This is a genomic window from Haloarcula regularis, assembly GCF_029338315.1.
GTDB classification, from domain to species: domain Archaea; phylum Halobacteriota; class Halobacteria; order Halobacteriales; family Haloarculaceae; genus Haloarcula; species Haloarcula regularis.
The window spans coordinates 839,572-860,254 of the sequence record NZ_CP119794.1; the positions used below are offsets into that span (position 1 = coordinate 839,572).

Annotated in this window: 25 protein-coding genes and 2 pseudogenes; 16 read left to right on the forward strand and 11 right to left on the reverse strand. The window is 59.0% G+C overall.

What is annotated here, in order from left to right; genetic code table 11:
• Positions 1–48: 48 nt before the first annotated feature.
• The 3 genes from P1N55_RS04515 to P1N55_RS04525 all read left to right on the forward strand — a co-directional run bounded on the left by P1N55_RS04515 (position 49) and on the right by P1N55_RS04525 (position 2,334).
• Positions 49–516: a pyridoxamine 5'-phosphate oxidase family protein gene (locus tag P1N55_RS04515; RefSeq protein ID WP_276277780.1), complete on the forward strand. Its 468-nt coding sequence runs from the start codon at positions 49–51 to the stop codon at positions 514–516.
• 212 nt (positions 517–728) lie between these two features.
• Positions 729–1,823, forward strand: coding sequence for a sodium:phosphate symporter (locus P1N55_RS04520; RefSeq protein WP_276277781.1), 1,095 nt, complete (start codon positions 729–731; stop codon positions 1,821–1,823).
• Positions 1,824–1,911: 88 nt separating this feature from the next.
• Positions 1,912–2,334, forward strand: coding sequence for a universal stress protein (locus tag P1N55_RS04525; RefSeq protein ID WP_276277782.1), 423 nt, complete (start codon positions 1,912–1,914; stop codon positions 2,332–2,334).
• A 90-nt stretch (positions 2,335–2,424) separates the two neighbouring features.
• Here the strand turns inward: P1N55_RS04525 and P1N55_RS04530 are convergent, their stop codons facing one another.
• The 3 genes from P1N55_RS04530 to P1N55_RS04540 all read right to left on the reverse strand — a co-directional run bounded on the left by P1N55_RS04530 (position 2,425) and on the right by P1N55_RS04540 (position 3,916).
• Entirely contained in the window at positions 2,425–2,589 is a 165-nt protein-coding gene (locus P1N55_RS04530) for a hypothetical protein (RefSeq protein WP_276277783.1), read from the reverse strand.
• A 74-nt stretch (positions 2,590–2,663) separates the two neighbouring features.
• Positions 2,664–3,344, reverse strand: a complete 681-nt coding sequence (locus P1N55_RS04535; protein WP_276277579.1) for an IS6 family transposase — start codon at positions 3,342–3,344, stop codon at positions 2,664–2,666.
• Between the two features lie 296 nt (positions 3,345–3,640).
• Positions 3,641–3,916 carry a HalOD1 output domain-containing protein gene (locus P1N55_RS04540; RefSeq protein WP_276277784.1) on the reverse strand — a complete coding sequence of 92 codons (276 nt, stop codon included), beginning with the start codon at positions 3,914–3,916 and terminating at the stop codon, positions 3,641–3,643.
• Between the two features lie 184 nt (positions 3,917–4,100).
• Between P1N55_RS04540 and P1N55_RS04545 the strand changes: the two genes are divergently transcribed.
• Positions 4,101–5,174, forward strand: a complete 1,074-nt coding sequence (locus tag P1N55_RS04545) for a TrmB family transcriptional regulator (RefSeq protein WP_276277785.1) — start codon at positions 4,101–4,103, stop codon at positions 5,172–5,174.
• A gap of 523 nt (positions 5,175–5,697) precedes the next feature.
• Here the strand turns inward: P1N55_RS04545 and P1N55_RS04550 are convergent.
• From P1N55_RS04550 to P1N55_RS04560, 3 genes are all read right to left on the reverse strand, one after another.
• Positions 5,698–6,681, reverse strand: a complete 984-nt coding sequence (locus P1N55_RS04550) for a Gfo/Idh/MocA family protein (protein ID WP_276277786.1) — start codon at positions 6,679–6,681, stop codon at positions 5,698–5,700.
• 307 nt (positions 6,682–6,988) lie between these two features.
• Positions 6,989–7,408, reverse strand: coding sequence for an HVO_A0114 family putative DNA-binding protein (locus tag P1N55_RS04555; RefSeq protein WP_276277787.1), 420 nt, complete (start codon positions 7,406–7,408; stop codon positions 6,989–6,991).
• Positions 7,392–7,586, reverse strand: a complete 195-nt coding sequence (locus tag P1N55_RS04560) for a toxin-antitoxin system TumE family protein (protein WP_276277788.1) — start codon at positions 7,584–7,586, stop codon at positions 7,392–7,394. Before P1N55_RS04560 ends, P1N55_RS04555 begins: the two co-directional genes overlap by 17 nt.
• Before the next feature lie 660 nt (positions 7,587–8,246).
• Between P1N55_RS04560 and P1N55_RS04565 the strand changes: the two genes are divergently transcribed.
• From P1N55_RS04565 to P1N55_RS04595, 7 genes and pseudogenes are all read left to right on the forward strand, one after another.
• Positions 8,247–8,654, forward strand: coding sequence for an adenine nucleotide alpha hydrolase family protein (locus P1N55_RS04565; RefSeq protein WP_276277789.1), 408 nt, complete (start codon positions 8,247–8,249; stop codon positions 8,652–8,654).
• Positions 8,655–8,720: 66 nt separating this feature from the next.
• Complete coding sequence (locus tag P1N55_RS04570) at positions 8,721–9,308, forward strand: hypothetical protein (protein ID WP_276277790.1); 588 nt, start codon at positions 8,721–8,723, stop codon at positions 9,306–9,308.
• A 151-nt stretch (positions 9,309–9,459) separates the two neighbouring features.
• Positions 9,460–9,948, forward strand: a complete 489-nt coding sequence (locus P1N55_RS04575; protein WP_276277791.1) for a cation:proton antiporter regulatory subunit — start codon at positions 9,460–9,462, stop codon at positions 9,946–9,948.
• Positions 9,945–10,190: a hypothetical protein gene (locus tag P1N55_RS04580; RefSeq protein ID WP_276277792.1), complete on the forward strand. Its 246-nt coding sequence runs from the start codon at positions 9,945–9,947 to the stop codon at positions 10,188–10,190. Before P1N55_RS04575 ends, P1N55_RS04580 begins: the two co-directional genes overlap by 4 nt.
• A 4-nt stretch (positions 10,191–10,194) precedes the next feature.
• A complete protein-coding gene (locus P1N55_RS04585) occupies positions 10,195–11,187 on the forward strand; it encodes a TrkA C-terminal domain-containing protein (RefSeq protein WP_276277793.1) in 993 nt (330 codons plus the stop codon).
• A gap of 65 nt (positions 11,188–11,252) precedes the next feature.
• A pseudogene (locus P1N55_RS04590) lies at positions 11,253–11,548 on the forward strand (NAD(P)-binding protein); the annotation flags it as partial.
• 107 nt (positions 11,549–11,655) lie between these two features.
• Positions 11,656–11,928: an FmdB family zinc ribbon protein gene (locus P1N55_RS04595; protein WP_276277794.1), complete on the forward strand. Its 273-nt coding sequence runs from the start codon at positions 11,656–11,658 to the stop codon at positions 11,926–11,928.
• Between the two features lie 241 nt (positions 11,929–12,169).
• Here P1N55_RS04595 and P1N55_RS04600 read toward each other — a convergent pair.
• Positions 12,170–12,687, reverse strand: a pseudogene (locus P1N55_RS04600) (DUF21 domain-containing protein).
• 432 nt (positions 12,688–13,119) lie between these two features.
• Here P1N55_RS04600 and P1N55_RS04605 point away from each other — a divergent pair.
• Both P1N55_RS04605 and P1N55_RS04610 read left to right on the forward strand, forming a co-directional pair.
• Positions 13,120–13,611 (forward strand): cation:proton antiporter regulatory subunit, encoded by a 492-nt coding sequence (locus tag P1N55_RS04605; RefSeq protein ID WP_276277796.1) that lies wholly within the window; start codon positions 13,120–13,122, stop codon positions 13,609–13,611.
• Positions 13,612–13,701: 90 nt separating this feature from the next.
• A complete protein-coding gene (locus P1N55_RS04610; RefSeq protein ID WP_276277797.1) occupies positions 13,702–14,898 on the forward strand; it encodes a cation:proton antiporter in 1,197 nt (398 codons plus the stop codon).
• Positions 14,899–14,906: 8 nt separating this feature from the next.
• Here P1N55_RS04610 and P1N55_RS04615 read toward each other — a convergent pair whose 3' ends face one another.
• The gene (locus tag P1N55_RS04615; protein WP_276277798.1) at positions 14,907–15,392 is read right to left on the reverse strand and encodes a cation:proton antiporter regulatory subunit; all 486 of its coding nucleotides are present in this window, start codon (positions 15,390–15,392) and stop codon (positions 14,907–14,909) included.
• 439 nt (positions 15,393–15,831) lie between these two features.
• On the opposite strand from P1N55_RS04615, the gene P1N55_RS04620 reads away from it, so the two are divergent.
• Positions 15,832–17,172, forward strand: coding sequence for a cation:proton antiporter (locus tag P1N55_RS04620; RefSeq protein WP_276277799.1), 1,341 nt, complete (start codon positions 15,832–15,834; stop codon positions 17,170–17,172).
• A gap of 428 nt (positions 17,173–17,600) precedes the next feature.
• Positions 17,601–17,951, forward strand: a complete 351-nt coding sequence (locus tag P1N55_RS04625) for a hypothetical protein (RefSeq protein ID WP_276277800.1) — start codon at positions 17,601–17,603, stop codon at positions 17,949–17,951.
• Between the two features lie 42 nt (positions 17,952–17,993).
• On the opposite strand, the gene P1N55_RS04630 is transcribed toward P1N55_RS04625, so the two are convergent.
• Both P1N55_RS04630 and P1N55_RS04635 read right to left on the reverse strand, forming a co-directional pair.
• A complete protein-coding gene (locus P1N55_RS04630) occupies positions 17,994–18,230 on the reverse strand; it encodes a hypothetical protein (RefSeq protein WP_276277801.1) in 237 nt (78 codons plus the stop codon).
• A gap of 112 nt (positions 18,231–18,342) precedes the next feature.
• A complete protein-coding gene (locus tag P1N55_RS04635; RefSeq protein WP_276277802.1) occupies positions 18,343–19,029 on the reverse strand; it encodes a ZIP family metal transporter in 687 nt (228 codons plus the stop codon).
• A 557-nt stretch (positions 19,030–19,586) separates the two neighbouring features.
• Between P1N55_RS04635 and P1N55_RS04640 the strand changes: the two genes are divergently transcribed.
• A complete protein-coding gene (locus P1N55_RS04640; RefSeq protein WP_276277803.1) occupies positions 19,587–20,420 on the forward strand; it encodes a patatin-like phospholipase family protein in 834 nt (277 codons plus the stop codon).
• A gap of 1 nt (position 20,421) precedes the next feature.
• Here P1N55_RS04640 and P1N55_RS04645 read toward each other — a convergent pair whose 3' ends face one another.
• A complete protein-coding gene (locus tag P1N55_RS04645; protein WP_276277804.1) occupies positions 20,422–20,664 on the reverse strand; it encodes a hypothetical protein in 243 nt (80 codons plus the stop codon).
• Positions 20,665–20,683: the final 19 nt, after the last annotated feature.

Sequence of the window (20,683 nt, forward strand, 5' to 3'; positions counted from 1 at the left end):
ATGGGACAATATTTTGACCCCCGCCCCGTCTGTTGGTAACACGAGACGATGGCACCGACGGAGGCAACGACCCTCACGAGGACGGAGAGCGACGCGCTTCTCGACCGGCACGAGACCGCCGTCCTCTCGCTTACGGACTCCGCCGAACCGTACGCGACCCCGGCAGCGTACGGCTACGAAGCGGACGCCTGTCGGTTCTTCCTGCGCCCGACGCCGCCCCGGCAGACCGAGAGACGGGCGGTGCTCGCGACGGACCCGCGAGCGCGCGTCATCGTCTACGAGGCCGCGCCGCCGGTCTACTGGAGCGTCGTGGCCGTCGGAACCCTGCAGGAGGTGTCCCGGTCGGAGCTTTCCGTCGAACACCGCGAACAGTGTCCCCGAGTCCGTCGGGAACCCGGCGCGCGCGACCGACCGAAACTGAAGCGCCGACTCTACGAACTCGAACCGACAGCGGTGAGCGGTCGGCGGGTCGAGACCGCGAGCGACGACGTTTCGAACGACTCCGAGACGGCGTGAAGACGCCCCCGTCTCGTCGGCTGGGCGTTCCCGGACCGCGGTTGACGACCCTGCGTGTCGGCCGTTCGAAGTCGCGGTGCCGGCCGGGCCCGCGGGGGACGAGACGGCCCCACGCTCGGACCACCACCCACAGTTTAGTCCGCGCGCCGTCGAAGGCCGTCTATGGTACCGATCTGGTCGTCACGGGAAGCGGAGACGCTCGACTGGGGAGCATGAGAGAGCGCGTCGCCGCCGCGGTCGACCGCCTCACCGCCTCGCGGCTGTTCCCGCTGACCGGCGTCGGGCCAGTTGTCCTCTTCCTGTTTGCCGTCCAGTTGCTGGGGACGGCCACGGAGTCGGCCCAACCGGTGCTCGAGGCGGTTCTCGTTCGCGTCCTGGTCGCCGACGCCGCCGCCCTGGGGCTCAGTTGGCTCGGGGCGTACGTCCTCGCGAACGGATCAGTCGTCGCCGCGCTCGCGCTCTCGCTTTTCACCGTCGACGTTCTCTCGCCGGCACAGCTGTTCCTGATGGTCGCGGGGTCGCGGCTTGGCGCCGCGGCCATCGTCGTCTTCATCGGTGCGCTGGATTACGTCCAGAAAGAGCGCTACTCCCTGCGGAAGTCGGTCAGCATGGGCACGCTCGCGTTCCTGCTGACGCTCTCGATATACCTGCCGGCCACCGTGGTCGGGTACCTGACGCTCCCGGTGTTGCGCGGACCGTTTCGAACGGTAGGTCAGCACTGGACCGTCGGCCTCAGGCCGCTTTCGTTGTTCGAACCGCTCACAGTGACGATCACGACGACTATCGGACCCGGTCCGGCCGTGCTCGTGGCCGTCGGGTTACTGTTCGGGAGTCTGAAACTGTTCGACCGCCTCCTTGCCGGGGTCGACACGTCGACGCTCCGTCGTCGGTTCTTCAGTCACTTCCGGCGGACGTGGGTCTCGTTCGCCATCGGCCTGGTGATCACGGGCGTCACGACGAGCGTGGCGTTCTCGCTCGGCGTCATCGTCCCACTGTACAACCGCGAGTACATCGAACGCGACGAACTGATCCCGTACGTCCTCGGTGCGAACCTGGGGACGCTGTTCGACACGCTGCTCGTGGCGGCCGTGCTCGAGTCGTCTGTCGGTTTCGCCGTGGTCCTCGTGCTGCTGGCGACGGCGACGGCGCTGACACTCGGCGCACTGGCCGTCCACGACACGTACGCCCGTATCGTCGGGGCCATCGACGACCGGGTCCTCGAGGACCGGCGCGCGTTCGTCGCCGTGGTGCTCGCCTTCGTTTTTCTCCCAGTTGCACTCCTGGTCGTCCCGCAGGTACTCCGGTGACCCCCGTCCGAGTGCGTCGGCTGTCCCGACGCACCGACCAGCGTGTCCGCGCCGAGGACATATCCGCCCGTCGCCCGTAGTCTGAGCCATGGTCGACCACGTACTGGTCGCGATAGACGGGTCACCGCTCTCGCGGCGTGCGCTGGAGTTCGCCCTCGAGGTCCATCCGGACGCGACGATCACGCTCCTGCGTGTCGTCGACTACATCGAGGAGAGTTACGGGGCCGAGATGCTCGTGGGTCCGACGGAGATCCGCGAACGTGCGCTGAGCAAGGCCGAGGAGTTGCTCGCGGAGGCCAGCGAACAGGCACGAGACCACGAGGGGACGGTCGAGACCGTCACGGAGTTCGGCAAGCCCGCGCGGGTGATTCCGGAGTACGCCGGCGACAACGACGTCGACGTCATCGTCCTCGGCGGCCACGGCCGCTCGCTCGTCTCCCGGGTACTGCTCGGCGACGTCGCGCAGCGCGTCGTGCAACAGGCGCCGGTTCCGGTGACCGTCGTCAGGTGACCGGGGGACGACCGACCGCGTCGTCCCCCCGAGTGCCGGTCGGTCGGCGTCCGGGGGCGAGGTCGCGACCGTCAGCGAGGTGCGCGTCGATTACTCGTCGCCGCGGAGCGATTCGATGCGCGCCTCCAGGTCGTCGATGGCCTCGTGGACGCCCGCCTGCGCCTGCTCGCTCACTTCTTCGGCCTCCTCGACGACGTCGTCGAAGGCATCTCTGATGCGCTGTACCGCGTCGTCCATGTTGTCTGAGTCGCTCATGGCCCGACCGGCGTTTCTCGCGCTGGCACCGTAGTACTGTCGGCTAGCCAACAAGACTGTCGAGAGGGCACTGTCTAGTTCTGAATCTCCTCAGCTGGCGTTCGGCCGTCGAGTGCTTGGTTTGGTCGTTCATGGTTGTAGTGGTATCTGAAGCGTTGTAGCCACTGTTTCGCGCTGGACTGACTGCCCCTCCAGAAGGAGTGGAAGCGGTCGATTCGCATAGTCACAGTCTGGAACCACTTTTCGATGTGGTTCCGGATTCGGTAGTCGAGCCGACCGCTCAAATCGTGGCGTGAGAGGGCAGTCAGATAGCCGCCAGCATCGACGAGAAACACTGTATCGGCAACATCATGTTTCTCGGTGAGTCGATGCAGGAACGCCGCCGCGGGGTCGGTCCCGCGGCGACTGAACACGTCGATTTCTAGCAACAGCTTCGAATCGACGTCGACGGCGGCATAGAGCCACTTTTTCTCACCGTCAACCTTGATCTGTTTCTCGTCGACCGCGACCCGCGACGGCGCTGCCGTCGGCGGGTCGCTCTGTGCTTCAGACAGCGTATGAACCCAGTTCCAGACCGCACCGTGAGAGCGATCGACTCCCAGCAGGTCTAAGATAGCGACCGTCTCCCTGATCGACAGCCCCGCCGTATGGAGACGCACCCCAAACCGCCGGACGGGTGTCGGGGTGCGCTCGTTCTCCCAAACGTCTTGACTGTCCTCATCTAACGTCTCGCTGAGGAGGTCTGCGAGTTGCATGGACACTTCTCGCTACGGCCTCCTCGCTTCTCAAACTCGCTCAACTAGACAGTGCCGTCGAGAGCGTCCGGCAGACGCATCCAGGGCTGGACGAGTCGGGTCCGTTGGACTGACCGCCGCAAGCGTGCCGCTCTTCGGGAGAGCCGGACACAGACCGGACGGGGCGACACGCATACAGAAAGGTCGGAACCCGTCGACTCGCGCGGTGAAGGGGTGTGAGGCCCCTGCAACGCTATCGCTCGAACGTGCGGGCCAAGGGGGACCGATGCTGTCGCAAGGCGCCACCCCGTCAGCGACTAGTCTATCGAGGAGCCCGCGGCCTGCTGGGGCTCTGTCCCGTCGCCGGTCCGTCGTTCGGTGATCACCAGTTCGTTCGGGTCCTCGATGGCGACCCGATATCCCAGATAGGTGAACTCGACGCGGACATCGGCGTTCGATTTCGTCACCAACCGAGCCACCTGTTCGACGTCGAGTACCTCGTACAGCGGCGGAGACAGTTCTACCGGGTCGATTCCTTCACGTTCTGCGATACGCTCGGCAATGCGAGAAGAAAGCGACGAAATCCGTTCCATAGACGACATGATTTCTGGGAGATAATAAAGTCCGGCAGGTTCGAGATAATCACCACGTTCAGTAGTTTATTTCGCTCAGGGGAGTCCGGCGCGTGTCTGTGCCCACGATTGCTACACGTGACATGCGATGGTTATTTCGTACCGGGGATGGAGGAGTGCGGACGAGAGACGGCACGGCCGAGAGATGGACCGAAGCAACCACATGACCGACGAGATCGAGAAGACACTCCAGGGTGTCGGCCTGACCGAGTACCAGTCCCGAGCCTACGTTACCTCGGTCCGTCTCGGGACGGCCCGGTTCACCGTACTGGCCGAGGAGGCCGAGATCCCACAGCAGCGCATCTACGACGTCGTCGACGACCTGCAGGAGTTCGGCCTCGTCGAGGTCAACGAGGCCAGCACCGGGAAGGAAGCGGTCGCGGTACCCCCGGAGGTGGGCCTCGAGGAACTGAAAAACCAGCAGGTCAGCCAGTTCGAATCGCGCTTCGAGCGGGCGATGAACCAGCTGGACACGATTGCGGGCGACGTCGACCGGCCGAGTGGCTACGTGACGGTCGTCAACCACGAGTCGTCGGCACGGCGACACGTGTCGAGAGTCATCGAGACGGCGGACTGGTGGCTCTTTCTGTCGCTCCCGATGGAGTGGTACGGCGCGTTCAAAGCGGAGGTTCGCGAGGCTCTGGATCGCGGCGTGACGGTCCGGTTGCTCGTCCAGACCGACGACCTGGCGACGGTCGAGAACACCACGTACCACGAGGACCTGCTCGTCAACTGCCGGCAGGACGCCGACCTCGTCGTGGCCGCGGACCGGGACTACGGCATCTTCCGTGGCCTCTCTGCCCCGTCGGTCAGCCGGCCGTCGCTGGTGACCCGTGACAGGAGCATCGTCGAGATGTTCCAGCGATACAGCGAGCAACTGTGGCTCGGATCGCGGGAGATAGCGACGCCGACCCACCGGCCACGCCGGTACCTCACTCCCTGGCGGGCGATCATCGACTACGAGTCGTCGCTGGAATCGGCCACGCCGGTCGAGGCATACGTCGAGGGTAACGACACGGATACGGGACAGCCCGGGACGTGGGTCGGCCCAGTCGTCGACTATCGGATGGAGGCAGACCGCGACGCCGACTACCGGACCGTCCTCCCCGAGATAGCCCGGCTGACCGTCGAGACAGAGAGCGGCCGGGTCAGCGTCGGCGGGTGGGACGCCGTGCTCGAAGACGTCGCTGCCTACGGCCTCGAGATTCGGACCGACTGACCGCGACGGCGAGTTCGGCAGTGGATGGGAACGCAGTCACCGTGACCGAGGGGTGTCACCGGTACCACTCGTCGCGTCCGACCCGATGCTGGCGATTACCCAGCGACCGACAATCATCACGGACTTCCTGGTTCGAATCGCCGTCGCTGGTTCCACTTTGTCCACTCCGGTGACCTGCGTTCAGTCGCCCTCTCGACGAGGCGTCGCCACGTTGAATCTCGATGGAGCCGCTGACGCCCAGTCGGACGCGTCACTGGGCTACAACGGCACCCCGAAATCCTCGCCGGGAACCACCCACTCCCTTGCCTCCGTGCATAGTGCGAGGAGAGCTACCACTGCATACGACCAATAGCGTGCCCCTACAGCGTCTTCGGGTACGGGCCGGAGGACACACGAATATATTCGTCCGCGCTCTCCGGCGTGAACCGTCTCCCAGAATCCATGGTGATCCCGTTCCGAGCCGTTCGTCGGTGTGAGCGATTACAACGGGTGAACGCAGTGACATCCCTTCCGGCCTCAGCCTTCAGTCGTCCCGCCCGACCTCGACTGCCCGGCTGCTGGCCGCGCTCTCGTACAGGGCATCGATCAGTGTCATGTTCGCTATCCCCTGCTTGCCGCTGGTTCGCGGTGCCTGGCCTGTCCGGACACACTCCACGAAATGCGTTATCTCACGCGCATACGGATCTACGGGCGAGAATGTCTCCACCGCGGACCGGTCACCGATGGCGTATCTCAGCTCGCCCTCGGTCGTGGTCGACGTGATGAACGCCGTGTTCGTCTCCAGCCACCCATTCGTCGCTTCCACTCGATACCGTGCGACCGACCGGTGTGTATCGTATCCCGACGAGATGACCGCAGTGGCACCGTCACTGTATTCGAGCAACCCGACAAACTGCGTGTCGACTCCCGCATTCTGCGCGTCTGACTCGGTTGCGTACACCCGTCTCGGATTCCCCAGAACCGCACGCGCTGCGTCCACCGCATAGCACCCGTTGTGCATCAGACTTCCGCCGCCCAGCTCTGGAGTCAGGCTGACGAGGTTCCCCGACCGAGGGGACTGGTAGCACGCTGTCATCGAGCGAACGTCGTCCAGGTAGTCGCGTATCACCTCGAGCGCTCGCTCGGTTAGCGGATGGTATCGGTACATGAAAGCCTCCATGAGCTGGACTCCCGCCTCCGCACATCGGTCGCACATCGTTTCCGCCTCCCCCGGACTGGTTGCAAGCGGCTTCTCACAGAGGACGTGTAATCCCTGTTCGGCAGCCTTTATCGTCCACTTCGCGTGAAGCGAGTTCGGAAGCGGGACGTAGACGGCTTCGATTTCATCATCGGACAACAATTCTTCGTAATCATCGTACCACTCGGGGATGTCGAACTCCCTGGCTACCGCGGCCGCACGGTCTGCCTCGCGGGATGCGATGGCCGACACTTTATGTTCAGTGTTCCGGACGGCAGGTACAAACGCGCTCGTAGCGATGGAAGCGGTCCCGAGAACGCCGAATCGCATGCTGGGTGCGTTCGCAGACGGTATATAAATAGGTACTCACGTACCCGATCTGCCGACCGAGACGTCACAATATCGGGCGGCGTCGAAGGCGGTTTGTAAACGCCCTCCGGCCGTCTGCCACGCGCAACCCATAACGGAACGGTACTGGCGCTGAGGGCGCTCGGTCGACTGGCGAACGAAGTCCCTTGTTGGCCCTGAGACGTCCGAATTCGAGGGGTTGACTACTGGCGGATATATCAGTTTTCAGAATATGCTCTTGATTCATGCTGCTGACACAGCACTAACCCGTCCCAGAGACCGACCGCGATTATACCGTCACTTCGTCAGACCCGACGTCCGGTGTCACGAGCGGCAGATCGATATCGATTGCCTCGTACCAGACCGACGGTCGTTTGGACTGGCCATCATCGACGAGCTCGACCAGGTGGAGTTCTTCGAGTTCAGTCAGATTTCGGTGAACCTGACTCACATCCCGTTCAACGAGACGGGCAGTTTCGCGGATACTGCCAGGATCGTGCTGCACGATTGCTCGTAAGAGTTCGAGCGATTTTGGTCGGGTGACCCGGTGGACATCGGCTGGGTCGTGATAGACGACTTCGAGATGCGGCTCTGGCGTTTCGCCTTGATCGAGTGCAGCGAGGGCCGCTTCGAGGTCGTCGTCGCTACCCGCCTGGAATCGGATGTGGAGCGTACGGACAGTCGTATCGGAGTTACCAGTCGTGGCCATGGTCAATCACCGCTGATTTGAACCGCTGAAAGAGGGGCTGGAGTCCATCGAAGTCGACATCGACAACGGCTCCATCAGCACGATGCTTGTGGTAGTGTGCTGCGTCGGGGTGGTCGGGAAAGTTATCGTACCGGATGATGGTTTCACCGACTGCATTCCCGTACTGCATCGAGTACATGATGCCTCCGGATAGCGGTCAGACGTGGGGACCTGATAGGCAGTGATCTCAGCGTAGCGGTCACCGAAGTCCCGCGTGACGTTGATAATTTGCTGTGCATCGTCCCCTGTCACAGATGTTGTTACAGGGCCCAACGCAGTAAATGTTGGTACGAGCTACAACACGAGTACCCGCCGGTGTGTTCTTATCTGACTCTTCGAGGTAGTCACGTACCTTATATTTGTTCGAGGGTTGGGTACCGTATGAACAAACTCAAAACAGGATTACTTACTGTTACAGGGGTCGCCGTCGGGATATTAACGCTGCGCACGCTCCGTCAACGGCGTGGGACACCAGACGACGAAGAAACATCGGCCCAAGCGGTTCGGACTGAGGCACAAGCGGCCGTTGAGCATGCGACTGCGGCTGTGTCTCATGCTCGAACTGCGGGTGTACAAGCCGTCGAGTACGTCGAGACGGGGATCGACGAAATGCGCACGACAGCAACTGGCGATAGTGACGAAACCGAGCAGAGAACCCCAGTTCGGCGTCTCCGGAGGGTCGGGAAGGGATGGATTCGCCGCTAAGACAGTGCCGCTGGCACTCACGGGTTGACCACGCTCAGCTTGGTGATGTAGATATCACGCGAGGGAGTGGAGTTGAATCGGTAGATAACTAGTCATGACTGTTCTTATCCCGGTTCGATATCCGCTAACTGATCGGAATAAGCGAGCCATCGAGAAAGGTCTCGAACTTGTCGCAGACGAGTCAGACCCCGAACTGCTCATCGTCTACGTGAATCGGCTCTACAAGGATGACCGGATACCGCGAAGCACTCTTCGCGAAACCGTAGAAGCCGAATTCGGAACCATTCCCGCCCACTATGTCGTCCGAGATGGCTTCTTGTATGAAGAAGCCGTTTTAGACGAAGCGATTCGCCAGCAGGTGGACCATATCGTGCTCAGCGAACGGCGTCGGGCCGCCTGGCAACAGCTCCTCCGCGAAGCGTTTGATTTCGAGGTGGATCTCGAATCATTTCTTTCAAAGCAGCTGGATGTGGAAATCCATGTAATCCCCGACGAACAGTAAGGCAATCCTATCCCTGCCTCAATCGAAACAATACCTCTTTAGGCAGTACGTCACTTACTCGTTCCAATGGCTCCGTTACCAATCTCGGAGATTCTCGTCGGTGTGTATCTTGGCTTGATTGCGGCCCTCTTTCCGTCGTTTATCGCGTTCTCGATCGGCTTTGGATTCAAATACTTCACGAATGTCACCGTGCCAGGGCTCGGTGTCGTCGCCCTAGGTGGAACACTCGCCGGTGTCACTGGTGGCCTCATGGGATTGATCGACCCACAGTTGGCCAGCGGTTGGGCGGGTATTACTGCAATTCTCGTCATCTTGATGGGTTGTCTCTGGGCACACAGTCAGGGTGATAAACTCGGTGCCGCGACTCCTCGTCGTCTCACACTCAAATCACTCCGGGAGAGTCAACTCTCGGCTGAGCTCGCCGAGCGGGTCGACTCCTACGGTCAGATTCGGATCCGGCCAACTGGAGACATTCACGATATCGAAGGATACCCGCCACTCCCAGAGAACCTTCGCGAACAATTACGCACCAGCTCCTGGAAATTTCCAGCGGATCTGTCCCTAACTGAGCTGGAAACGCGTCTGGAAGAGCGACTCACGACAGACCACGAACTGGCGGAGGTGGCAGTGGTAGTCGACAAGCGGGCGAGCTGAAATATCCGCGGCGCCGAGTGCGGCTGGGCTCTCTCGTCGAATACCTTCCGGGAAACGGGCCGTCTCGATACAGACGCTCCTGCCGACGGGTGTCGCTCGGGGAGACTCCGTCACGGTCAAACTTCCTGACGGCGGCGTAACCGGTCCAGTCGTGAGTGCCCGTACAAATGGGGTCGAAGCGTCGAAAGATCCGGAGCCAGCACCAACGGAAGCAGAAGATGACGAGTCGGATGAGAATCTCAAAAAGCCGACGTTAACAACATCGACGACGACTGGTGGTGAAGGGCAGGTGAGTGTGGCGTTACCGGCCGGGGAAGCCCGACGGGTCGTCGGGGCAGATTTTGCGCCGATGATCGTCCACTCGCGGGGAAAGCAGCGAGAATACGAAGCGATTGGCGTCCTCAAGCAACACGGGAACCGATTCAAAAAAGTCACGATCGGTGACGAAAGTACGCTTTCGGGGACGACTATCGGCACTGCACAGGTACGGGATACCTATGGTGTCGGGATCCTGGCGATTCGGCGAGCGACTGAGCGGCTCATCGCACCGCGTGGCGCGACTGAACTCTTAGCAGGCGATACACTGATCATTGTCGGGAGATCTAGTCAGCTTCAGACCTTCGAGGAGGTGGCGACATGAATATTATTGGGACGCTCCTCACACACCCGATAATTGCCGCCCTCTTTCGAATCGTGGGAGTGGCGCTTTTGGCCGGCGCTGCGACGACGATTGCGACGTTTGTCTACAGAGTCAGGGTTCGAAACAAATTTCCTGATGGTGCGACACTGATTCTTGGGCTTGGTGTCGTCGCAATCTACCTCAACACGCGACTCATTTATCCAATATGCTGGGGGAACCGGCGATCCATTATCGGTCAGTGAGGCGATGGTCAACGTAACGGTGTTTGTCGCTGCGGGTATTGCGGCGTACGGTGGCCGCTACCTCGGCGATACTCTTGGAACGTCTGATCGGCTCTCTTGGGGGTGGCTCCAACCAGACTTTAGCCCTATCGTGCGAGCCGCAGGTAGGTTTATCACGATCACGCTTCCGCACGAAATCGACGATATCGAAGGCTATGATCCCGTTGCTGATGACTCCAAGAAAGGTCTCAAAGGCCGGAAGCTGGATTTCCCTCGTGGATTGACGGTCTCCGAACTCGAGTCAGCACTCACATCTCGGCTCAGAGAGGAACACGATATCGGCTACGTCGACCTCGATATCACTGCAGATGGAACCGTCGAATACCTAGCAGTCGGTCAGCGCCCGGCGGGAATCGGGCCGACACTTCCCCCGAAATCGGCCGTAGTCGCAATTCGTGCTGATCCGCCTTTTAGTGCGTCACCGGGTGATACGCTACAGCTATGGTACAAAGATGACGATGGTGAGAAACGACTTGGAATGGCGGAACTTCGAGCGAGCGTTGGCCAGATAACGACTGTCGTGACGGACGAATCGATCGCCGATCGGATCGGCCCGACAGTCGAGTATCGGCTCATGACGCTCTCGGCGGATGGGCATCCCGATCGGGAGTTCGCAGCGATGCTCCGACGCGGCGATGAGACGATGAGTATCGTCGGAATCGGTGAGGAGAGTCCGCTCGTCGGTCTCCCGGTCAGTGCGGTCGATGTCACGATCATCGCAATCCGGTCATCCAGTGGAGAAATAGAGACGATGCCCGATAGCGGGCGGTTGATTCAGTCCGGGGACGATTTGTTCACGATGGGTCGTCCAGACGAGCTCCGTAAGTTGGAGGCCGCCAACGGCATACAGATAGTTGAAAATGATAAAGAGGTGGAAGCAGCTGCCGAAGCTGCTCTTGACTGGGATCTCAGTGAAGATCCAATACCCGAACATGTGGTGGGAGAGCGAGACAAATGATGGTACGGCGGAATACACAGGTTTGAACTACCCTATCCTACTCACTCGCCGCTGACGTGGCTCGGATTGACGTGCTCACTGGCAACCCGAGTGACGAATCCCCGCTTCTTCAGGCCGGAATTGAACGTGCCCGGGCTGTGCTGGTTGCAACGAATGACGATGGTGCGGATTCCCTCGCTGTGTTGACAGCGTGTGAGTTGAACCCGGACGTCCGGCCGCGACGAAACATGAGAACATCCAGAAGCTCAAACACGCGGGGGCTGATACTGTTATTAGCCCGATTGCACTCGGCGCCCGAATGCTCGTCGAATCGTCGTTCACGGATGATGACGGTACTGGAGTCGATCTCCACGCCGAGTAACACAGGGATAGGATTACTACCCCGATACACGTATTGTTCACATGTCGAATCCTCGAGACGAGGCCTCGGATGACTCGGGTTTAGCTGCTGATCAGGTATATGAGTCGATGGAGCCGCTTGAACCGTATACGACGGGGGAACTGGCCTCGCTTCTCGATGCCCCAAAACAGCTCGTTCGAAAACTACTCAATGCTCTCGCTGGCGACGAGAAAATCAGAAAGAAGGAGCCGGAACCCGAGCGAACGATCTGGATTCGAGAGCCACCGAAACACGAGTGTCCGAAGTGTGGTCGCGAATTCGAAGTGAAATACTTTCATCCGATTTTTCAGGCGGTTCAGTACTGTCCGAAGTGCGGTACACAACTTCGGCGAGAGGGATAGCACATCCACGTCGGGGAACCGTCGCGCGTTGCTACGACTGCGATAGCAGATCCCCGACTGCGCTATGGGCCTCATCGGTACCGACCACGACGAGGACATCGTCCGCTCAAGCTGGTCTGATTCTCCACATATCGATACCGATTCACAAGTAAATTGACCGCCCTTGCTCTGTTGGAATCCTCGGCAGGGGAGATGTTCTGACCCAGCTGTGGTCAATACAACCTATGAATAATCCGACTACTCAGTCGTCGAGGTATGGTTTCTCGATGTGTTGGTCGCCCCGATGAGTGTCGTCAGCCACCGGGTGACGATATCGAACAAGCCAACTAATGGACCCAATGCACGTTCGACGTACGAAATCGGACGAGCGACACGGAGACTCCACGACTCTGCATGGCCGAGACCGTAGGATTTTGGCACGATTTCTCCGAAGACGAGGATGAGAACGCTGACGCTGAGTGTTGCTATCACAACGGTGAACCCAGGGGGAACGAACTGTGCAACGAGGAGTGTGATGATGCTGGTGATGGCGATGTTGACGAGGTTGTTACCGACTAGCAGCGTGACAAGCAGTCGATGCGGGTTCGCGCGAAGTTGCTGGAGTGTATGGCTTTCTCCTGTACTGTCCGTCGTAGCAGTCTGAATCCACTCTTCTGGGAGCGAAAAGATAGCCGACTCACTACTAGAAAAGAACGCACTCAATGACAACAAAATGATGACTGCGAGGAGCGACGGTACCACGATCGAAAATGTACTCATATCTAATTCGTCCGTTGATGGGTGTATAAATAGCGGTGGTCGAATCCACGCGGTAAACAAGAAAAAAGCGGTTACTAACCCGAACAATTCTGGTAGAGACTTGAGGAGGATACTGTGAAAATATTTAGTGAAAACTAGCCAGATTGATCGGAAGTCCAGATGCTTCGTTTACTTCTTGCTTTCGGGCTTCAAGTGTCGATGTCCGATTCAATGACGTACTCGTGGATCGACTCAACGACCGTCTCCTTGAGTTCATCGGGCTCAGATTCCGCTCCGAAAGTTCCTCTATCGGCTTCGTGGGCTCGACAACCGCTCGCGCAGGGAGTTATCATCTGATATCTGGTCGAAATCTACCCGATGCGGTGTGCGAGAGCCGCCGCCTGCGACGCACCTGGACCAAACAATCATTACTCCAGTGGAACGAGAACGAGTATGAAGATATTCGAGACACAGCTCCCTGGCGTCGGACGACGATACCAGGTGTCTTTCTCGGAGGGAAAGGCGCTCACCATCCTCATTCACAACGACGGTCAGCGAGACGTGTTCTGGCGAGAGAATTCCGACGCGGACAGCGAGGAACTCTTCACCACGACGGAGCGCGAGGCACAGAAACTCGCAGAAATATTCGACGGCACCTTTTTCGAACCCGTCGACGATGAACTCGATGACGCGCTCTCGGACGCTCGTATCAAGTGGGTGTCTATCCCCAGCGGATCGCCAGTCATCGGCAAAACGATCAGTGACGTGGGTGTTCGGACCCGGACGGGCGTCTCGATCCTCGCCGTCGAGCGAGGCGAGCAGACACTTCCGAATCCGACCCCAGGAACCGAGTTGCGCGCGGAAGACGTCCTCGTAGTCGTCGGAAGTGGGGAAGCACACAAGGCGTTCGAGGAACTCCTCGCTCCTGACACATCTCACGGCTGAATACGAGGCAGGGATTTCACTCCTCGAATACCCCTCGGAGACACCGGAACTGTAATTGGTCTCTATCTGGCTATTCTGTTCATAGTCGTGGTGACATCGAACCTCGTCCTTACTGCCGGGCTCTTTCTGACCTGTCTCGCCGTCGGTGGACTGCTCGCCCTGCGCGTCGGTCAGTCGGTGATTCCGGCATACATCCTCGTCGGAGTTCTACTCGGCCCCTTCGCACCGTCGGTCGGCGGTGTCTCGCTCACGCTTATCGAGTCCCCCGAGTTCATTCGGCTGCTGGCCGACCTGGGGGTCGTTCTCCTCCTGTTTTTTGTCGGACTCGAACTGGGTCTGGCATCGTTGATTCAGAAGCGAACCCGATTCACTCGCGCCGGTGCCATCGACGTCGGAATCAGCTTCCCGGTAGGCATCCTCGTCGGTCTCTTCTTTGGCTTCACGCTGTTAGAGGCGCTGTTCGTTGGTCTCATCGTGTTCAATTCCTCGACGGTCATTATCGCCAAGTCGCTCATCGATCTGGAGTGGATCGCCAATCCAGAAAGCGAGGCGATCCTGGGTGTCGTCGTCATCGAGGATATCCTCACTGCCGCCGTCTTTGCGGTCCTCTCGGCCTTTGTCCTCGGCGCAGCTGATATCACGTCCCTCGCACGGACGCTCGGACAGGCAGCGATCGTCCTCCTCGTACTCGGGTTGGTGGCCTACTACGGCGGGGAGTGGATAGACCGAGTGTTCAATCTCCAGTCGAGCGAGCTGTTCCTGCTCGGCGTGCTCGGCGTAACAGCGCTCGTCGCTGGGCTCGGGCTTGCTGCTGGGATCAGTGAAGCGATCGTCGCATTCGTCGTCGGAGCGGCGTTTGGACAGACGAGCCACGTCAATCGCATCGAGAGCCTGCTCGCTCCGAGCCGAAATCTCTTCGCTGCGGTGTTTTTCTTCGTCATCGGTCTTCAGACGAACCCGCGAGTGGTCGTCTCCGTCGCAGGATTCGTCCTCGTTGCAGTTGTCGTCACGCTGCTCTGCCAGCTCGTCAGTGGGTTCTTCGCCGGGCGTAGCTATGGTCTCTCGGTCGAACAGGCGTCACGGATGGCAAGTGCACTCGCCCCTCGCGGTGAGTTCTCGCTGGTTATCGCAGCGTTTCTCGTGACAGCCGGCACGACAGACGCCCTTCGAGAGACGATTCCCGCGTTCACCGTCGGGTACGTCCTCCTGACCAGCATCATCGGGACCGTACTCATGCAAAACTCGCACCTCGTCGAACGTGTTGCTCGCAGATACTCGGACGGGTGAGCAGAGAGTTAGGCGCTCCCGCGAACGATCTGGGTTAGCTCGTTGTGTTCCTCACGCGTCCCAATAGCGACGAGGATGTCTCCAGACGCGAGTTCGAAGTCAGGGGCCGGGTTCGAGATAGTTTCGTTCGCGCGCTGGATGGCGATTATCGTCGTTCCCGTCCGTGATTCGATGTCGCTCTCTCGGAGCGTTTCGCCGGCATGGTGTGACACCTCGGGAACCTCGACCCACTCGATGATGGCATCACCGAGTGGAACCGTCAATTCGTCGACGGTCACGGACTCGAAGTACGCCCCTTCGAGAATCGAGCCGAGCTTGTTGGCCTCGTCGCCAGTCAGTTCAAGAAGTTTCTCACCGCTCGCCTCGCGGTTCGGACGGCGGTAGAGTTCGCAGCGGCCGTCGTGGTGGACGACGATCGACGCGAGTGTGTCGTCGGACAGTTCGAGGTCGAACTTGCGACCAACGCCGGGGAGATCCGTTTCGTAGACTGCCATAGTTACCGTCTGCCGGCGACGTAGATAATAGCACTGTCCACTCGTATCAGCCACCGGTGGGCGTGGAATCGTACTGATGGTGGGCCGTTGTATGCGTGCACTAATGATGACGTGGCTGGAGTCCTCCCGGATGACGCGTCAACGGTATGGAAGAGATACGTGCCGACCTACCGTCAGAATTAGTCGTACCCGCTTGCGTCAAACAGGCACTGCGAACTGGACACTCGCAAGATAGTCAGCACTCGTGTTCAATCAGTTGTCGATAGTTACAAGATGTCAGACTGATTTGGTGATTCCATCTGAGAGGGAATGGTTCGCTCGGTTGGTCTGCACAGGACCACATCAGAAATTCGGGCTACTATCCTCTCACCGGCCATATTCACAATGAACGGAATGAATGATCCCATCTATCTTGCTGCGACATTAGAGTCGAAATCTGATGGTGCTGACAGCGAGGCACTATTCCGGCAAATCGAGGGGTGCGTCAAGGATATCAGTCTCGAATGTGAGCGATTGGAGGAAGACATACATGGCCGTTGAGTCGGAGTTGCTACTTCCGTTTCTTGCCGGGCTAACACTCGTTTTGGCCGTTGCACATACGCTTGGAATCGTCGCTGATCGACTCGGGTTCGCTCCGGTCGTCGGAGAACTCCTCACCGGATTGGTGCTTGGCCCCTCGGTTCTCGGTTTCGTTGCTCCTGCGGTCACGGCTATCGTCGTCCCTGTCCCCGATCGACTGGCAGCCATCGCGTCGCTTGGGCTCATTCTCCTCCTCGTATTGGCTGGAACGGAAGTTGACGTTCAGACGGTGCGCCGCTATGCCCGACCGACGATAGCGCTCGCTACCGGAGCCTCCGTCGTGCCGTTCCTTCTGGGGTTCGCCCTGGGATTGGCGCTCCCCGTGAGATTTCTCGTCGAACCCGGACAGCGACTGCCGTTCGCACTGTTCCTGGCGACGGCACTGAGCATCTCGGCGGTCCCTGTCGCCGTACGCGTACTTATCGACCTCGACGCGATGGACCGAACAGTTGGCCAGCTCACCCTCACGGTCGCCGTCGTTATCGATGCAGCGGGCTGGATTGCGCTCACGATAGTGTCTGACATCGCTCGTGAGGGGCAGATAAATCCGCTTGGAGTCGGTCGGACACTGGTCGTCCTCGGTGTATTCGTCGGGGTTACTGTTGTTCTCGGACCGCGACTCGTCGAGGCACTCTTCGATGTCACCGCATACGTTCGATCACCAGTGCTGACCGGATTTTCGATCGTCGTCGTCGTCGGGCTTGCGATGGCCGGCGGCTCGCTCGCACTTGGATTGGAAGCCGTTCTCGGTGCGTTCCTCGCTGGCGTTCTCGTAAGAACTCGACTCGACGCGGAGACCGAACGAGTATTTCAGATGGTGGCACTCGGACTGTTCGCACCCATCTTCTTTGCGACGGCCGGGTTGCGGGTCGACCTGAGCGGACTGTTCACGCTGGATACGCTTCTGGTCGCAGGCGTCACACTCGCCGTTGCCGTGCTGGGAAAGGCACTTGGTGTGGTACTCGGAGCGAGATTTACGGACCTCTCCCGAGCAGAAACCATCTGCCTTGCCATCGGCCTCAACGCTCGCGGCGCGATGGAGCTCGTCGTGGCTGCCCTGGGCCTGGCAATCGGAATCCTCACGCCCACCATCTATGCCGTCATCGTGCTCGTCGCCATCGCCACATCCGTTATGACACCACCACTGCTCCGGCGTGCGCTCGCGAACCTTCCGGACGACGTACCCTCTGGGACGGTGTAATTTGCCATCACAATCTTTCGCTTCGGACATCAGTTTCGGGTGGGTGGCCGTGACTTCGTTCGATTGTTCACATTGTAGTTTGTCCCGGCGAACCCACAACCCATCTGAGAACAGCGTTGAGACGTGTGGTTCGACTCGACTTTCGCCACAGAATCACCCCGCTCAGGCGGCCATCGCCGCCCTGATCGAAAACAAGACTATCTTCAGCATGTAAGAGGATAGGGCGGGGAGTTCTGCTGGCGATTGTTCAACGGCGAGGACATCATCGCCGACAGCGGCGAGAGCTTCGGCATGGGAACCGATGCAGTCGCTAGCATCGATCGCAGCAAGTGGCACGCGCCTGCTGTAGGACAGAATACGATAATCGGCGTTTGGAAATATTAATAGTATAAGCACGGCCTTTTATGTGTGACCGGTCAAGTTGAGGTGTGAGTAAAATTAAAACAGGCCTCCTTGCAGTCACCGGGGCCGCTATCGGAATTGTTACGCTTCGGAAGCTACGGAAACGACGCTCAGAAGAGACAATCGAGGACGAAAGCGGACCTGAAGAGGGTACTGACGCTGCTGTGGATAGTGCAGAAGCAAGTGAAGACATCGACGAAGCGGCAGAAGATGTCGTAGAAGCCAAAGGAGAAGCAGTCACTGCTGCAAAACATGTAGCTGGTGCTGTGAAACACACTGGTCTCGCAGTCGTGAAAACAATCCAGCAGCGACGGCAAGCGACCGACCCTGTGGCCACTGGCCCAGAAACGGTCACGTTGGAAGAAAATCCCGAATAGACCGAAGCTCCGAACCTGAACTCCTCAGCTATCCTTCAATATTTATTCACTGATTCCGGTGAGTCCGGACAGTGGTGTTGCACCTGCGACGATTGCACCGGTCGCCAAAATCGCGGCAGAAAGCACCACGAAATCACCACTCGGAGAGTATCCAGCCAATCCGGCTCCGACTTGGACGATAAATACAGTGATGAAGAAGCTGAGGATAGCGAACACCAACAGTACGATCGACGCGATGATACTACTGACAAGCGCTCCAAACGAATCGAGAAGTCCCATAATTGAGTAACCTCGACAACACAAATTGGACAGGAGTATATAAACCTGGTCTTGTAGAAACCCGAGATAGCTGCTCAGCGTCGGAAAACGTGTGGAATACGCGCGGTATTTCTCAATAGAGCATGTCGAAGACGAAAATCAACAAAAATCCGAGAAAGAACAGCGTCGTACTCGCCGGCGTCTCTGGAACCTGCTGTGCTTTGACGAGAAGTTCCTCGGTCACGAGATAGATCAAGTTTGCCGCACCGAAGGCAAGTACGACTGCGATAGGAGCACCGGTTAGACCGCTGAAGAAGAGTGTCCCACTGGTGACACCCAGAATTAGCAGGGAGCCAAACAGGAGCGGTACAGCAAGTTTCTTGTACACGGCCAGTTCCTTCGGGAGAATCGCAACAGCTGCTGCACCGACGAATAGCGTTTCGATGGCGAGGGCGATAGTGATTATGACGCCGGTCTTTGGCGCGTTCAGGAATGCAACCCCGATGAGCAGCCCGTCGATTATCATGTTCATGCTGACCGTGATTATCAGGCTCGTCGCACCGCCGAATCCGCCACCGACGCCGGATTTCTCGATGTACCGACTCAGCTGATGGACAGTGAGCATTGTGGCGATACCGACTGCGAACCCGACGACGACCCAGACTGGGGCTCGATCGTGGACATCCGGTAAGAGTTTGGCGGCAACCGCAGCGAACACGACGCCGGCAGCGAAATGCTGGATGTAACTCTTGCCATATTCCCCTGGAGAGCGGAAGATAGCGATGATTCCACCGATGAGGGCTGCGACGACCGCAACCATCGTATACGTGAGTGACTGCACTAAAGCAGGAGAGACCACATTCACCTTCCTCTCCTGGTAAGGGAATATTCCACCGATTGTGGATAGAGACCATACAGGAGAGGGATGCCGAGCAACGGCCCAGTTGAGAGGCCAACCAGGAGGACACTCAAGATTTGGTCCGTAAGTGACAGACGAACGTGCTCACCGGTCCCGTGTGACAGCGGATCAGGTGCCGTCGAGACAGCAGGAAGACCTGCTGGTAGGGCCGAAGGCGCTTCTGCTCTCACTCGAAACCCGCTCGAGTGCCTAAATGATTGCTCGGAGAGTCCTGTGAAGGCCTGGTGGATAAATCCCCTCACACGAAAATGTTTAGATATCTACAAATAATACCACACCGACCGCTACCGAGACGGGCATCTTAATGCAGTTCGCCAAAGACCAGTTGTAGATGACCACTGGCCAGACAAACGTCGCTATCGCCTGTCAGGGTGGCGGTAGTCACACTGCCTTCACCGCAGGTGTATTACGAGAACTGCTTCGAAACATGCCCGACGAGTACAACATCGTCGGTTTTAGTGGTACGTCTGGGCGCTGCCTGTGCGACCTTGGCCTGGTATGGTCACATCCATCCCGAGGAGGACCCGGGCGAATTGCTTTCTGGATTCTGGGAGGACCTCTCAGCTTCCTCACCGCTGCATCGGGCTGCAAACAATATCATCCGATGGACTATCACCCTCCAGCGAGCCGGTGTTCCGCTGCCGGATATTAGCCCGGCCGACTCACCAGGTTCGAAGTGGGGCGAAAACGAGTTCCGTGAACTGCTTAACTCCTACATCGATTTCGACTCGGTTCCGGAGCTACTCGATGGAACTGAACCCGGCCTGTTCCTCAGTGCAATCGATGTCTGCGGTGGCACCTTCGAAATCTTCCGCGAAGAGGATCTCTCCAGTGACGCTATCATCGCATCGGCCGCCGAACCCCATCTGTTTGAGGCGGTCGAGATCGACGACCGCCACTACTGGGATGGTCTGTTCTCGAAGAATCCGCCTATGCAGGAGTTCATGGAAGCCAGCGACAATCCGGACCCCGACGAAATCTGGCTCATCAAAATCAACCCACAGGAGCGGGCAGAGGTGCCACGCAGTATGGAGGGAATCCACAACCGCCGGAACGAGCTCTCCGGAAACCTCTCGATGACCGCCGAGATACGGTTTATCGAACGTATCAACGATTTCATTAATAAAGGATACCTCCCCGATAGGTACACACATACCGAGATTCGCCGAATTCGCTTCCCGAAGAGTCGCAAACTCGACTGGCGGACGAAACTTGATCGTGACCCCGAATTCCTGGAACGACTCGTTACTGATGGCGAACAGGGGAAAACGTTCCTCCAGCAACTCAGGTGAGTCAGGCCGCCACGTTGGCCTCACCCAGTGCCCCGTCGTCAGCTGAACAGACGCGAGCCGCTCCGTCTTTCTCTACGCACATATCGCTCTCGCTGGCGTCGTATTCGGGTTTCCTCGTTTTCTCACTGGGGTCCGGGGCCGAACAATCTGCATGGCCGGCACTGTGAACTGCGGTCGAACTCGCAATCCAACCAAGTAGCACGACAGCAACGCCGACCGCGCCGACGAACAGCCGTCGTGTCATTCCCTGTACGCCATCGAGT

Bases quoted from the DNA above. Each gene is read 5' to 3' on its own strand.
- P1N55_RS04515 (WP_276277780.1), top strand. From the start codon at position 49: ATGGCACCGACGGAGGCAACGACCCTCACGAGGACGGAGAGCGACGCG.
- P1N55_RS04520 (WP_276277781.1), top strand. From the start codon at position 729: ATGAGAGAGCGCGTCGCCGCCGCGGTCGACCGCCTCACCGCCTCGCGG.
- P1N55_RS04525 (WP_276277782.1), top strand. From the start codon at position 1,912: ATGGTCGACCACGTACTGGTCGCGATAGACGGGTCACCGCTCTCGCGG.
- P1N55_RS04530 (WP_276277783.1), bottom strand. From the start codon at position 2,589: ATGAGCGACTCAGACAACATGGACGACGCGGTACAGCGCATCAGAGAT.
- P1N55_RS04535 (WP_276277579.1), bottom strand. From the start codon at position 3,344: ATGCAACTCGCAGACCTCCTCAGCGAGACGTTAGATGAGGACAGTCAA.
- P1N55_RS04540 (WP_276277784.1), bottom strand. From the start codon at position 3,916: ATGGAACGGATTTCGTCGCTTTCTTCTCGCATTGCCGAGCGTATCGCA.
- P1N55_RS04545 (WP_276277785.1), top strand. From the start codon at position 4,101: ATGGACCGAAGCAACCACATGACCGACGAGATCGAGAAGACACTCCAG.
- P1N55_RS04550 (WP_276277786.1), bottom strand. From the start codon at position 6,681: ATGCGATTCGGCGTTCTCGGGACCGCTTCCATCGCTACGAGCGCGTTT.
- P1N55_RS04555 (WP_276277787.1), bottom strand. From the start codon at position 7,408: ATGGCCACGACTGGTAACTCCGATACGACTGTCCGTACGCTCCACATC.
- P1N55_RS04560 (WP_276277788.1), bottom strand. From the start codon at position 7,586: ATGTACTCGATGCAGTACGGGAATGCAGTCGGTGAAACCATCATCCGG.
- P1N55_RS04565 (WP_276277789.1), top strand. From the start codon at position 8,247: ATGACTGTTCTTATCCCGGTTCGATATCCGCTAACTGATCGGAATAAG.
- P1N55_RS04570 (WP_276277790.1), top strand. From the start codon at position 8,721: ATGGCTCCGTTACCAATCTCGGAGATTCTCGTCGGTGTGTATCTTGGC.
- P1N55_RS04580 (WP_276277792.1), top strand. From the start codon at position 9,945: ATGAATATTATTGGGACGCTCCTCACACACCCGATAATTGCCGCCCTC.
- P1N55_RS04585 (WP_276277793.1), top strand. From the start codon at position 10,195: ATGGTCAACGTAACGGTGTTTGTCGCTGCGGGTATTGCGGCGTACGGT.
- P1N55_RS04595 (WP_276277794.1), top strand. From the start codon at position 11,656: ATGGAGCCGCTTGAACCGTATACGACGGGGGAACTGGCCTCGCTTCTC.
- P1N55_RS04605 (WP_276277796.1), top strand. From the start codon at position 13,120: ATGAAGATATTCGAGACACAGCTCCCTGGCGTCGGACGACGATACCAG.
- P1N55_RS04615 (WP_276277798.1), bottom strand. From the start codon at position 15,392: ATGGCAGTCTACGAAACGGATCTCCCCGGCGTTGGTCGCAAGTTCGAC.
- P1N55_RS04620 (WP_276277799.1), top strand. From the start codon at position 15,832: ATGGTGCTGACAGCGAGGCACTATTCCGGCAAATCGAGGGGTGCGTCA.
- P1N55_RS04630 (WP_276277801.1), bottom strand. From the start codon at position 18,230: ATGGGACTTCTCGATTCGTTTGGAGCGCTTGTCAGTAGTATCATCGCG.
- P1N55_RS04635 (WP_276277802.1), bottom strand. From the start codon at position 19,029: ATGGTTGCGGTCGTCGCAGCCCTCATCGGTGGAATCATCGCTATCTTC.
- P1N55_RS04645 (WP_276277804.1), bottom strand. From the start codon at position 20,664: ATGACACGACGGCTGTTCGTCGGCGCGGTCGGCGTTGCTGTCGTGCTA.